Annotated in this window: 13 protein-coding genes; 9 read left to right on the forward strand and 4 right to left on the reverse strand. The window is 56.8% G+C overall.

Annotated features, from left to right (window positions below; all coding sequences use genetic code 11):
- Window positions 1–2 precede the first annotated feature (2 nt).
- Window positions 3–347, forward strand: coding sequence for a gamma-glutamylcyclotransferase family protein (locus O1724_RS02740; protein WP_017383925.1), 345 nt, complete (start codon window positions 3–5; stop codon window positions 345–347).
- Between the two features lie 117 nt (window positions 348–464).
- Here O1724_RS02740 and ppa read toward each other — a convergent pair whose 3' ends face one another.
- A complete protein-coding gene (gene ppa, locus O1724_RS02745; protein WP_006810347.1) occupies window positions 465–995 on the reverse strand; it encodes an inorganic diphosphatase in 531 nt (176 codons plus the stop codon).
- Between the two features lie 309 nt (window positions 996–1,304).
- On the opposite strand from ppa, the gene ytfQ reads away from it, so the two are divergent.
- The 5 genes from ytfQ (at window position 1,305) to O1724_RS02770 (ending at window position 7,582) form a co-directional block, all read left to right on the forward strand.
- Window positions 1,305–2,261: a galactofuranose ABC transporter substrate-binding protein YtfQ gene (ytfQ, locus tag O1724_RS02750; RefSeq protein ID WP_017383924.1), complete on the forward strand. Its 957-nt coding sequence runs from the start codon at window positions 1,305–1,307 to the stop codon at window positions 2,259–2,261.
- A gap of 132 nt (window positions 2,262–2,393) precedes the next feature.
- Complete coding sequence (ytfR, locus tag O1724_RS02755) at window positions 2,394–3,896, forward strand: galactofuranose ABC transporter, ATP-binding protein YtfR (RefSeq protein WP_017383923.1); 1,503 nt, start codon at window positions 2,394–2,396, stop codon at window positions 3,894–3,896.
- Between the two features lie 10 nt (window positions 3,897–3,906).
- The gene (gene ytfT / locus O1724_RS02760; protein ID WP_161353898.1) at window positions 3,907–4,932 is read left to right on the forward strand and encodes a galactofuranose ABC transporter, ATP-binding protein YtfT; all 1,026 of its coding nucleotides are present in this window, start codon (window positions 3,907–3,909) and stop codon (window positions 4,930–4,932) included.
- Window positions 4,919–5,920, forward strand: a complete 1,002-nt coding sequence (gene yjfF / locus O1724_RS02765) for a galactofuranose ABC transporter, permease protein YjfF (RefSeq protein WP_023302976.1) — start codon at window positions 4,919–4,921, stop codon at window positions 5,918–5,920. Before ytfT ends, yjfF begins: the two co-directional genes overlap by 14 nt.
- A gap of 93 nt (window positions 5,921–6,013) precedes the next feature.
- Window positions 6,014–7,582 (forward strand): methyl-accepting chemotaxis protein, encoded by a 1,569-nt coding sequence (locus O1724_RS02770; RefSeq protein WP_044704215.1) that lies wholly within the window; start codon window positions 6,014–6,016, stop codon window positions 7,580–7,582.
- A gap of 40 nt (window positions 7,583–7,622) precedes the next feature.
- Here O1724_RS02770 and fbp read toward each other — a convergent pair whose 3' ends face one another.
- Entirely contained in the window at window positions 7,623–8,621 is a 999-nt protein-coding gene (gene fbp, locus O1724_RS02775) for a class 1 fructose-bisphosphatase (protein ID WP_003856070.1), read from the reverse strand.
- A gap of 179 nt (window positions 8,622–8,800) precedes the next feature.
- On the opposite strand from fbp, the gene mpl reads away from it, so the two are divergent.
- Window positions 8,801–10,174, forward strand: coding sequence for a UDP-N-acetylmuramate:L-alanyl-gamma-D-glutamyl-meso-diaminopimelate ligase (gene mpl / locus O1724_RS02780; RefSeq protein WP_126297123.1), 1,374 nt, complete (start codon window positions 8,801–8,803; stop codon window positions 10,172–10,174).
- A gap of 86 nt (window positions 10,175–10,260) precedes the next feature.
- Here the strand turns inward: mpl and yjgA are convergent, their stop codons facing one another.
- Window positions 10,261–10,812 carry a ribosome biogenesis factor YjgA gene (yjgA, locus tag O1724_RS02785; protein WP_003856072.1) on the reverse strand — a complete coding sequence of 184 codons (552 nt, stop codon included), beginning with the start codon at window positions 10,810–10,812 and terminating at the stop codon, window positions 10,261–10,263.
- 95 nt (window positions 10,813–10,907) lie between these two features.
- Between yjgA and pmbA the strand changes: the two genes are divergently transcribed.
- Both pmbA and cybC read left to right on the forward strand, forming a co-directional pair.
- Window positions 10,908–12,260, forward strand: coding sequence for a metalloprotease PmbA (gene pmbA / locus O1724_RS02790; RefSeq protein WP_015572506.1), 1,353 nt, complete (start codon window positions 10,908–10,910; stop codon window positions 12,258–12,260).
- 42 nt (window positions 12,261–12,302) lie between these two features.
- Window positions 12,303–12,689, forward strand: a complete 387-nt coding sequence (gene cybC, locus O1724_RS02795) for a cytochrome b562 (RefSeq protein ID WP_022650280.1) — start codon at window positions 12,303–12,305, stop codon at window positions 12,687–12,689.
- A gap of 70 nt (window positions 12,690–12,759) precedes the next feature.
- On the opposite strand, the gene O1724_RS02800 is transcribed toward cybC, so the two are convergent.
- Window positions 12,760–12,915: a Hok/Gef family protein gene (locus O1724_RS02800; protein WP_017383916.1), complete on the reverse strand. Its 156-nt coding sequence runs from the start codon at window positions 12,913–12,915 to the stop codon at window positions 12,760–12,762.
- Window positions 12,916–13,089: the final 174 nt, after the last annotated feature.

Genomic DNA, 13,089 nt, shown 5'->3' on the forward strand with positions numbered 1-13,089 from the left:
CAATGCGAATATTTGTTTACGGCAGTTTACGAACCAGGCAAGGCAACAGCCACTGGATGACCAACGCCCAGTTGCTGGGAAATTACACAATCGAAAACTACCAGTTGTACAGTCTGGGCCACTATCCAGGCGCAGTTCCGGGGAACGGAACGGTACAGGGTGAGGTTTATCGTATTGATAATGCCACGCTGGCCGAACTTGATGCCTTGCGCACCAGGGGCGGTGAATACGCTCGCCAGTTGATCCAGACGCCTTACGGCAGTGCATGGATGTACGTGTACCAACGTTCGGTCGACGGGTTAACGCTGATTGAAAGCGGTAACTGGTTAGACAGAGACCAGTTCTGAAAAACGACAACGCCACCGTAAGGTGGCGTTGTTTTTTTGCGCCCATTCGCACGGGTTACCGGGATCGAAAGGCACAAAAAAGCCCCGACGCGCGGGGCTTAGTATCAGCAGTAAGAATTACTTCTTAGCAGCACGCTCGAAAGAGGCGATGATTTCTGCTTTCGCCGCTTCTGCGTTATCCCAGCCTTCAACTTTAACCCATTTGCCTTTTTCGAGATCTTTGTAGTGCTCGAAGAAGTGGGCGATCTGCGCTTTCAGCAGCTCTGGCAGGTCGTTCACATCTTTAATGTGATCGTACTCTTTGCTCAGCTTGGTGTGCGGTACAGCAACCAGTTTCGCATCTTCACCCGCTTCGTCAGTCATTTTCAGCACGCCAACAGGACGGCAGCGAATGACGGAGCCTGGCTGCAATGGGTATGGCGTCGGGACCAGTACGTCAACCGGGTCACCGTCCAGAGACAGAGTGTGGTTGATGTAGCCGTAGTTGCACGGATAGAACATGGCGGTAGACATGAAACGGTCAACGAACAGCGCACCGGTGTCTTTGTCGATTTCGTATTTGATTGGATCTGCGTTGGCCGGGATTTCGATCACAACGTAGATGTCTTCTGGCAGTTCTTTACCCGCAGGGACGTTGAGTAAGCTCATGTCGGTGTCCTTTAAAATGGATGGTAAACAAGTGGCAGGTATTATAGCCAACTGGCGCTGAAAGTCTCCGCCTGTTTTCGACTTCTCTCCCTCGCGCCTTCACTTTTCAGACCGTTTCCATGACAGGATAATCCATAAACTCAGCCGCATTTTAAATGTTGAAATGAAAGCGATTACAAACTTGTGATTAACGTTTTATTCACTTTTCTGAAGTGTGATGTAACGCAATCCGTAACATATTCCATTGGCTATAGTTCATCCGCGGAACATCTTTTAACCAACAATAACCTACCCTACGAGGACGTTCATATGTGGAAGCGCTTACTTCTTGTTACAGCAGTTTCGGCAGCCATGTCGTCTATGGCGATGGCCGCACCTTTAACCGTGGGATTTTCGCAGGTCGGATCTGAATCCGGCTGGCGCGCCGCTGAAACGAATGTGGCGAAAAGTGAGGCCGAAAAGCGCGGTATTACGCTGAAAATCGCCGATGGTCAGCAAAAGCAAGAGAACCAGATTAAAGCGGTGCGCTCGTTTATCGCTCAGGGCGTGGATGCCATCTTTATTGCCCCGGTTGTCGCTACGGGCTGGGAGCCGGTGCTGAAGGAAGCCAAAGATGCTGAAATTCCGGTCTTCCTGCTCGACCGTTCCATCGACGTAAAAGACAAATCTCTCTATATGACCACCGTTACCGCCGATAACGTGCTGGAAGGCAAACTGATTGGTGACTGGCTGGTGAAGCAGGTGGATGGCAAGCCGTGTAACGTGGTTGAGTTGCAGGGCACCGTCGGAGCGAGCGTGGCTATCGACCGTAAGAAAGGTTTCGCGGAGGCCATCGCCAAAGCACCAAACATCAAAATCATCCGTTCTCAGTCCGGCGACTTCACCCGCAGCAAGGGTAAAGAGGTCATGGAAAGCTTCATCAAGGCAGAAAATAACGGCAAAAATATTTGCATGGTTTACGCCCACAACGACGACATGGTGATCGGCGCCATCCAGGCCATCAAAGAAGCGGGCCTGAAGCCGGGCAAAGATATCCTCACCGGCTCGATCGACGGCGTACCGGACATCTACAAAGCAATGATTGACGGCGAAGCGAACGCCAGCGTGGAGCTGACGCCAAATATGGCGGGCCCGGCATTCGATGCGCTGGAGAAATTCAAGAAAGACGGCACCCAGCCTGAGAAGTTGACCATCACCAAATCCACGCTCTACCTGCCGGACACGGCGAAAGAAGAGTTAGAGAAGAAGAAAAATATGGGCTACTAAGCCCTCGCCCCCTCACCCTAGCCCTCTCCCCGGAGGGGAGAGGGAAAAGGGCGGGTTGGGCAGAAAATTAAAGATGGGCACGACATAGTCCCCTCTCCCCTCCGGGGAGAGGGTCAGGGTGAGGGGGAAACCATGACCACCGAACAACACCAGGAAATCCTTCGCACAGAGGGCCTGAGTAAATTTTTCCCTGGCGTTAAGGCGCTGGATAACGTTGATTTCAGCCTGCGGCGGGGGGAGATCATGGCGTTGCTCGGCGAAAACGGGGCGGGGAAGTCGACGCTGATTAAAACCCTGACCGGGGTCTATCACGCCGATCGCGGCGCTATCTGGCTGGAAGGTAACGCCATTTCGCCCAAAAACACCGCGCATGCGCAGCAACTGGGGATCGGCACGGTCTACCAGGAAGTGAACCTGCTGCCAAACATGTCGGTAGCGGACAACCTGTTTATTGGCCGCGAGCCCAGACGTTTTGGCCTGCTGCGCCGCAAAGAGATGGAAGCGCGCGCCGCGAAGCTGATGGAATCGTATGGCTTCTCTCTCGACGTGCGCGAACCGCTGAACCGTTTCTCCGTGGCGATGCAGCAGATCGTGGCGATCTGTCGCGCTATCGATCTCTCGGCGAAAGTGCTGATCCTCGATGAACCCACCGCCAGCCTCGATACCCAGGAAGTGGAGATGCTTTTTACCCTGATGCGCCAGCTGCGTAATCAGGGCGTTAGCCTGATTTTCGTGACGCATTTCCTCGATCAGGTTTACGAGGTGAGCGACCGTATAACGGTGCTGCGCAACGGCAGCTTTGTCGGCTGCCGGGAAACCCGCGAGCTGCCGCAGATAGAATTGGTCAAAATGATGCTGGGCCGCGAGCTGGAGACCAACGCGCTTCAGCGCGCGGGCCGTACGCTGCTGAGCGAAAAACCGATCGCCGCGTTTCACGATTACGGCAGAAAAGGGACCATCGCGCCGTTTAACCTCGAGGTACGCCCCGGTGAAATTGTGGGACTGGCGGGTCTGTTAGGCTCCGGGCGCACCGAAACCGCCGAAGTGATCTTCGGGATCAAACCTGCCGACAGCGGAACGGCGCTGATCAAAGGCAAACCACAAACGCTACGTTCACCGCATCAGGCGTCGTGCCTCGGCGTGGGCTTCTGCCCGGAGGACAGGAAAACGGACGGTATTATTGCCGCCGCCTCGGTGCGGGAAAACATCATTCTGGCGCTACAGGCCCAGCGCGGCTGGCTGCGTCCGATCCCTAAGCGCGAGCAGAACGCGATTGCCGAGCGCTTCATCCGCCAGCTCGGTATACGTACCCCGAGCGCGGAACAGCCCATCGAGTTCCTCTCGGGCGGTAATCAGCAGAAGGTGTTGCTCTCGCGCTGGCTGCTCACCAAGCCGCAATTCCTGATCCTCGACGAGCCCACGCGCGGTATCGACGTGGGCGCGCACGCCGAAATCATCAGGCTTATCGAAACGCTCTGCGCCGACGGTCTGGCGCTGCTGGTGATCTCGTCTGAGCTGGAGGAGCTGGTCGGCTATGCCGATCGCGTCATCATCATGCGCGATCGCAGGCAGGTGGCAGAGATCCCGCTGGATAAACTGTCGGTTCCGGCGATCATGAATGCCATCGCGGCGTAAGGAGTCAAATGTGATGTCCCGTTCTCTTTCGCAAACTGGCGAAGCGAAGCGCCGCTTCAGCTGGCCGACCGGCACGCCGCAAATCGTGGCGCTGCTGCTGGTGCTGCTGGTGGATAGCCTGGTGGCTCCGCATTTTTTCCAGATCGTCGTGCAGGATGGCCGCCTGTTTGGTAGCCCGATCGACATCTTAAACCGTGCCGCGCCCGTGGCGCTGCTGGCGATTGGTATGACGCTGGTCATTGCCACCGGCGGGATCGACCTCTCCGTCGGTGCGGTAATGGCGATTGCGGGCGCCACCGCCGCCTCGATGACCGTCGCCGGGCACAGCCTGCCGGTGGTCCTGCTGGCCGCGCTGGGCTCCGGCGTGCTAGCCGGGCTATGGAACGGCATTCTGGTCGCGGTGCTCAAGATCCAGCCGTTTGTCGCGACGTTGATTTTGATGGTGGCCGGGCGCGGTGTGGCGCAGCTTATTACCTCCGGTCAAATCGTCACCTTTAACTCCCCGAGCCTGGCGTGGATCGGCAGCGGTAATTTTCTGTTCTTCCCGACGCCGGTGATCGTCGCGCTGGTGACGCTGGTGGTGTTCTGGCTTTTCACCCGCAAAACGGCGCTCGGGATGTTCATCGAAGCGGTGGGGATTAACATTCGGGCCGCGAAAAATGCCGGGGTAAATACGCGGCTGATGGTGATGCTGACTTACGTGCTGAGCGGCGTCTGTGCTGCGATTGCCGGGGTGATCGTGGCCGCCGATATTCGCGGAGCGGATGCCAATAACGCCGGACTCTGGCTCGAGCTGGATGCAATCCTTGCGGTGGTTATCGGCGGTGGATCGCTGATGGGCGGACGTTTTAATCTGCTGCTCTCAGTGGTGGGGGCGTTGATTATTCAGGGTATGAATACCGGTATTTTGCTCTCCGGGTTCCAGCCGGAGCTGAATCAGGTCGTCAAAGCGGTCGTGGTGCTTATCGTGCTTATCGTGCAGTCGCCGCGCTTTATCACTCTCATTAAGAGGTTCCGCGGTCATGATAAAACGTAATTTGCCGTTAATGATCACGCTGGGCGTGTTCGTGCTGGGATACCTTTACTGCCTGACCCAGTTCCCGGGCTTCGCCTCCACGCGGGTGATTTGCAACATCCTGACCGACAATGCCTTTTTAGGCATTATCGCCGTCGGCATGACGTTTGTGATCCTCTCCGGCGGGATCGATCTCTCCGTTGGGTCGGTGATCGCCTTTACCGGCGTGTTCCTTGCCAAGGCGATTGGCTTTTGGGGCATTTCGCCGCTGCTGGCTTTTCCGCTGGTGCTGGTTATGGGCTGCGCGTTCGGCGCCTTTATGGGGCTTTTGATCGATGCGCTGAAAATCCCGGCCTTTATTATCACCCTCGCCGGGATGTTCTTCCTGCGCGGCGTGAGCTATCTGGTGTCGGAGGAGTCAATTCCCATTAACCACCCGATCTACGACACGCTCTCCAGCCTGGCGTGGAAAATCCCCGGCGGGGGGCGCCTGAGCGCAATGGGGCTGCTGATGCTGGGCGTGGTGGTGATCGGGATCTTCCTCGCCCACCGTACCCGGTTTGGTAACCAGGTTTATGCCATTGGCGGCAGCGCCACGTCCGCGAACCTGATGGGAATTTCCACGCGCAGCACGACTATCCGCATCTACATGCTTTCGACCGGGCTGGCCACGCTCGCGGGGATTGTATTCTCGGTTTATACCCAGGCAGGCTATGCCCTGGCGGGGGTGGGCGTTGAGCTGGACGCCATTGCCTCGGTGGTGATTGGCGGTACGCTGCTCAGCGGCGGGGTGGGGACGGTGCTCGGCACGCTGTTTGGCGTGGCGATCCAGGGGTTGATTCAGACCTATATCAACTTCGACGGCACGCTCAGCTCCTGGTGGACCAAAATTGCCATCGGCATTCTGTTGTTTATTTTCATCGCGCTCCAGCGCGGCCTGACGGTGCTGTGGGAGAACCGCCAGAGCTCGCCTGTTACCCGGGTGAATACCTCTGTAACAGGGCGATAACATGCTGAAATTGCTTAAACTCTAAACATTTTCCGGTAGCGGCCGATATTCTTTTTTTATGCCCAGAAATATCTCGCTACCGGAAATAACATCATGCTTAAAACGCTATCGATTCGTACCGGCTTGCTCTCTTTACTGGCCGTTATGACCCTTCTGCTGCTGATTGTCAGCGGCATCGGCATTTATGCCCTTACACAAAGTTCCGCTTCTCTCCAGCGCATCAATCATCTTCAGGGTGAACAGATGGTGCAACTGAATGCCGGCTATACGCTGATCCTGCGCGCGCGTAACGAAGCGGGGCAAGCCGTCCGCATGATGGAGGTCGGCCTGCTGGACGATGCGGCCAGGGCGGTCAAAACCATTAACCAGGAAGTGGCGCTGGCACAGAAAACGCTGAAGGGCGTGATCGGCAGCGGCGTGGCGGATGAGCAGGGGCAAAAGCTGCTGGATAACGTCGCCGCGAGCCTGGCGGTGTACAACCAGCAGGGTATCAGCCCGATGCTGAAAGCCCTGAACGAGCAAAGCGCGGACAGCTATTACGATCTGCTGGAAAACAAGCTGGTCCCGGTGGCGAAGCAGTTTGATAACGATATGCAGGCGTTCCAGGCATGGAGCGAGGCGCGCGGCAAAGCGGAGGTGAGCGCCGTGCAGGCGAGTAAAACCCGCGTGCTGATCCTGATTATCGTCGCGGCGCTGCTGACGGCTGGCATTATCGTGCTGGCCTGGCTGGTTCTGCGCCATATGCTGCTCAAGCCGCTTTCAGCCTCGATTGCCCAGCTGGAACATGTGGCGGCCGGGGATTTAACCCATACCCTGAACGCGCCGGCGAGCCAGGAATTTAATCGCCTTAACGCGGCGATCGAAGGGATGCGCCAGTCGCTGATGGACTCCGTTCTGCGGGTGCGTGACGCCAGCTCGCAGATTGATACCGGCAGCCGCGAGCTGACGGCCGGGAATATGAACCTGGCTCAGCGCACGGAATCCACCGCCACCTCGCTGGAGCAGACGGCCGCCAGCATGGAAGAGATCACCGCCACGGTGAAACTTAACGCCGATAACGCCGAGCAGGCGCACCAGCTGGCGAAGTCGGTCTCCGATACCGCCGATCACGGCAGCGAAATGGTCTGCTATGTCATTGAGAAGATGCGCGACATCTCCGGCAGCTCGGCACGCATCGCCGATATCCTGAGCGTCATCGACGGCATTGCCTTCCAGACCAATATTCTGGCGCTGAACGCCTCCGTTGAAGCGGCGCGTGCGGGTGAGCAGGGGCGAGGTTTTGCGGTCGTGGCGGGTGAGGTGCGTAATCTCGCCAGCCGCAGTGCTGATGCGGCGAAAGAGATCCGCTCGCTTATCAGCGATTCGCAAACCCACGTGAACGAGGGCAGCGAGCTGGCGCAGCAGGCCGGTGAGACGATGGACGAGATCGCCACCGAAGTACTGCGTATGACCAAACTGATGCGTGAAATTGCGACGGCCTCTCAGGAGCAAAGCCGCGGTATTGAGCAGGTGAATATCGCTGTCAATCAGATGGATGAAACGGCGCAGCAAAATGCGGCGCTGGTCCAGCAATCATCTGCGGCAACACGTTCCCTGGAGGAGCAGTCTCGCGAGCTGATGGAAGCGATGGCCTCCTTCAAATTGACAACGCAAACGGCATGACGAAAAAAAGGGGAGCCTGACGGGCTCCCCTTTTCGTGCGTTACGCGTCCGGGAATTCGCGGATCATGCGTTCAACGTCATCCACCATATGGCGGTTGCCGACGAAGAACGAACGGCGCTGGTGCAGGCTTTCTGGCACGATATCCAGAATACGCTCTTTACCGTCGCTCGCCTTGCCGCCTGCCTGTTCGGCCAGGAATGCCATTGGGTTGCACTCGTACAGCAGACGCAGTTTTCCGTCCGGGTGGCTGGCGGTGCTTGGGTAGAGGTAAATACCGCCCTTCAGCAGGTTACGGTGGAAATCCGCCACCAGCGAGCCGATATAGCGTGAGGTGTACGGGCGCTGGGTGGCTTTATCCTCTTCCTGGCAGAATTTGATGTACTTCTTCACTCCGTTCGGGAATTTGATGTAGTTGCCTTCGTTGATGGAGTAGGTGTTGCCCTTCTCCGGGAAGCGCATACGCTCCTGGCACAGGCAGAACACGCCCAGGGACGGATCGTAGGTAAAGGCGTGTACGCCGCAGCCGGTGGTGTACACCAGCATGGTGGACGAGCCATACACCACATAACCGGCAGCAACCTGTTTACTGCCCGGTTGCAGGAAGTCTTCTTCCGTCACCGGCGTGCCAACCGGCGTTACGCGACGGTAGATGGAGAAAATGGTACCGACAGAAACGTTAACGTCGATGTTGGAGGAGCCGTCCAGCGGATCCATCAGAACAACGTATTTCGCGTGTTCACACCCTTCGAATACGACGATCTCATCTTCTTCTTCAGAGGCGATACCCGCAACGATGTCGCGCGCGCGCAGTGCAGCTTTCAGTTTTTCATTGGCGAACAGGTCGAGTTTCTGCTGAACCTCACCCTGAACGTTCTCGGCACCGCTGGCACCCAGGATATCGACCAGACCGGCCTTGTTGATATCGCGGTGGATGATCTTAGCGCCCAGCTTTATTGCCGACAGCAAAGCAGTGAGCTCACCCGTAGCATGAGAGAACTCGTGCTGCTTCTCGACAATAAATTCACCTAACGTTTTCATAACACTTTCCCTGCATCTTATGTTGAGTAAAGCGGTTGATGTCCAACAATCTTAACAAACATTCAAATATTAGCGCAGAGGTGAATCGCGCCAGCAAAATACGGATTTACCTGAAATGCGTTTCACAGCCGCTGACATGTGAGTAAAATGTGCGCCACATTGAAGAAGGATAGTGACGTATGCGCATTCATATATTGGGGATTTGTGGCACTTTCATGGGCGGACTGGCAATGCTGGCGCGCTCGCTGGGCCATGAAGTGACAGGTTCGGACGCCAATGTGTATCCGCCGATGAGCACGCTGCTCGAGAAGCAGGGAATTTCTCTGATTCAGGGATACGACGCCAGCCAGCTGGAGCCGCAGCCGGATCTGGTGATCGTGGGTAACGCCATGACCCGTGGGAATCCATGCGTTGAAGCGGTGCTGGAACGCAATATCCCGTACATGTCTGGCCCGCAGTGGCTGCATGATTTTGTCCTGCGCGACCGCTGGGTTGTCGCCGTTGCCGGGACGCATGGCAAAACCACCACCGCCGGTATGGCGACCTGGATCCTCGAAGCCTGCGGCTACAAGCCGGGCTTTGTGATCGGCGGCGTGCCGGGCAATTTCGACGTCTCCGCGCGTCTGGGCGACAGCCCGTTCTTTGTGATTGAAGCAGATGAATACGACTGCGCGTTCTTCGACAAGCGCTCCAAGTTCGTGCATTACTGCCCACGCACGCTGATCCTCAACAACCTTGAGTTCGATCACGCTGATATCTTTGACGACCTGAAAGCGATTCAGAAACAGTTCCACCATCTGGTGCGCATTGTTCCGGGTCAGGGCCGCATTATCCTGCCGGAGAACGACATCAACCTGAAGCAGACCCTGGCAATGGGGTGCTGGAGCGAGCAGGAGCTGGTGGGCGAGCAGGGGCACTGGCAGGCGAAAAAGCTCAACGCGGATGCCTCCGAATGGGAAGTGCTGCTCGACGGTGAGAAAGTGGGCGAGGTGAAGTGGGGCCTGGTGGGCGAGCACAACATGCACAACGGCCTGATGGCGATCGCCGCGGCGCGTCACGTTGGCGTACTGCCTGCGGATGCCGCCAATGCGCTGGGCACGTTTATCAACGCCCGTCGCCGTCTGGAGCTACGTGGCGAAGCCCACGGTGTGACGGTGTATGACGATTTCGCGCACCACCCAACGGCCATTCTGGCGACGCTTGCCGCATTGCGTGGCAAAGTTGGCGGCACCGCGCGCATTCTGGCCGTACTGGAACCGCGTTCGAACACCATGAAAATGGGCATCTGCAAAGACGATCTCGCGCCGTCCTTAGGGCGTGCCGACGAAGTCTTCCTGCTGCAACCGCAGCATATTCCGTGGCAGGTGGCCGAAGTGGCCGACGCCTGCATTCAGCCAGCGCACTGGAGTGCGGACGTGGATGTCTTAGCGGATATGGTGGTGAAAGCCGCACAGCCTGGCGATCACATTCTGGTGATGAGCAACGGCGGGTTTGGTGGTATCCATCAGAAGCTGCTGGACGGTCTGGCGAAGAAAGCCGCGTCCGCAGAGTAAAAAAAGACCCGGTGGCGCTAGCGCTTACCGGGCCTACATTATCTCTTCTCCCTCTCCCCTTTGGGGAGAGGGCTGGGGTGAGGGGTTTACTCTTCGTTCTCAGACAGCTCGCGCAGATACTGGAAAATCAGGCGCGCAGACTTCGGCGGCTTATTCCCTTCTTTCTCTTTCTTCGCGTTACGGATCAAAGAACGCAGCTGCTGGCGGTCGGCATTCGGCCACAGGTTCAGCACTTCAGGTACCGCGTCATCACCTTGCTCGATAAGACGGTCGCGGATCTGCTCCAGCTTATGGAACAGCGCAACCTGCTGGTTGTGGCGGTTCTTCAGTTTATCCAGCGCCTGACGGATCGGCTCAACATCGCGCTGACGCAGCAGTTTCCCGATAAGCTGAAGCTGGCGGCGACGCCCTTCTTTCTTGATTTTCTGTGCCAGTTCAATGGCATCACGCAGATCCTGGTCGAGCGGGATCTTATCCAGCGCGTTTTTACCCAGTTCTACCATTTCTGCGCCAAGCTGTTTTAACTCTTCGGCGTCACGTTTAATTTCACTTTTACTGACCCAGATGATCTCATCATCTTCGTCTTCGATGTCATCACCGGGAACGTCGTCGAGCCAGTCTTCGGGCTGCTTAGTCATGTCAGGCTCCTTAAAAAAAGAGGCTAATGTTACCAGTTAAGACGCGCACTGAAAAACGGTTCTCTGTTAGACTTCACTTAACTCTCTCTTACAGTATGGCATTTGCGATGAAAGTAACCTCACAAGTTGAAGCGCAGCGTAAGATTCTGGAAGAAGCCGTCTCCACCGCGCTGACGCTTGCTTCAGGTAAATCAGATGGCGCCGAAGTGGCGGTCAGCAAAACCACCGGCATTAGCGTGAGCACCCGCTATGGCGAAGTGGAGAATGTAGAATTTAATAGCGATGGCGCGCTGGGGATCACCGTGTATCACCAGAATCGCAAAGGCAGCGCGTCGTCTACCGATCTCAGCCCGGATGCCATCGCCCGTACGGTGCAGGCGGCGCTGGATATCGCGCGTTACACCTCCCCGGATCCTTACGCTGGCGTGGCCGATAAAGAGCTGCTGGCGTTTGACGCGCCGGATCTCGATCTGTTCCATCCCGCGGAAGTGACGCCGGATGAAGCCATTGAGCTGGCCGCGCGTGCCGAGCAGGCCTCTTTGCAGGCTGACAAACGCATCACCAATACCGAAGGCGGCAGCTTTAACAGCCACTACGGCATTAAAGTGTTTGGTAACTCCCATGGAATGTTGCAGGGGTACTGCTCAACCCGCCACTCGCTTTCCAGTTGCGTCATCGCCGAAGAAAACGGCGACATGGAGCGCGATTACGCCTATACCATTGGCCGCGCGCTGGGGGATTTGCAGTCTCCGGAGTGGGTGGGTAAAGCGTGCGCCGAACGCACGCTGTCTCGCCTGTCGCCGCGTAAACTCTCCACCATGAAAGCCCCGGTGATTTTTGCCAACGAAGTGGCGACCGGCCTGTTTGGCCATCTGGTGGGCGCTATCGCGGGCGGCTCCGTTTACCGTAAATCGACCTTCCTGCTCGACTCGCTGGGCAAGCAGATCCTGCCGGAATGGCTGACCATCGAAGAGCACCCACACCTGCTGAAAGGGCTGGCCTCCACGCCGTTCGACAGCGAAGGCGTACGCACGGAACGCCGGGATATCGTGAAAGACGGCATTCTGACCCAGTGGCTGCTGACCAACTACTCTGCGCGTAAGCTGGGGCTGAAAAGCACCGGGCACGCGGGTGGCATCCACAACTGGCGCATTGCCGGACAGGGCCTGAATTTTGAACAGATGCTGAAAGAGATGGGCACCGGCCTGGTGGTCACCGAGCTGATGGGGCAGGGCGTGAGCGGTATCACCGGCGATTACTCTCGCGGTGCAGCGGGCTTCTGGGTCGAAAACGGTGAAATTCAGTATCCGGTGAGCGAAATCACCATCGCCGGCAACCTCAAGGACATGTGGCGCAATATTGTTACGGTCGGTAACGATATTGAAACACGCAGCAATATTCAGTGTGGTTCTGTATTACTGCCTGAGATGAAAATCGCCGGGCAATAATCCCCTTAAAAGCGTGATTAATAATAAAAAAGGAAGTGAGCAATGCGTAAACACCTGTTAGCGATCGTCGCGGCTTCAACGCTGGTTCTTGGCTCATCTGCGTTTGCTGCCGATCTCGAAGACAACATGGACATCCTCAGTCAAAATCTGAAGGTGGTGCAGAAAACCGACAATGCGGCGGAAATGAAAGACGCACTGACGAAGATGCGTGAAGCTGCGCTGGATGCGCAAAAAGCGACGCCGCCGAAGCTGGAAAGCAAAGCGGCAGACAGCGCCGAGATGAAAGACTACCGCCACGGCTTTGACGTGCTGGTCGGCCAGATTGACGGCGCGCTGAAGCTGGCGAACGAAGGCAAAGTGAAGGAAGCCCAGGCGGCAGCCGATCAGTTTGCGGCGACCCGCAACGCGTATCACAAGAAGTATCGTTAATTGGGTGCCTGAGCTGTACGTCCTCTCTCAGTATGCGGAGGCGCATGATGCGCCCCCGCATCATTGCTCCCTACTTGCCGGAGCGACAATCCATCCGCGCTGTCACTTCAAGCGAGCCATTACGAAAACGGATCTCGCACAGTGTTTTCCTCGTCACCAGCGTTAAGATGATTATTGTCAAAGAAATAATCATCAAAACCCCGATACTTGGGTTTCTGCGTTTCATGGATGCCTCCTTGCTTTAAAGCGGGCGAGGTAGCGAACTCCACGGTGTGACGTGTCGTTTCGAGCCCCCGCCCTGATTTTTTATCAGGCGGGGCTTTCCACTTTCCGTCCCATGCCTGAGACGGTCAGTCTCAAGCACCCGCCGCCACTCTAGCGAATCTCCATAAGAAAACCT

This window comes from Enterobacter cloacae complex sp. HYC074_NIDB, assembly GCF_056673345.1.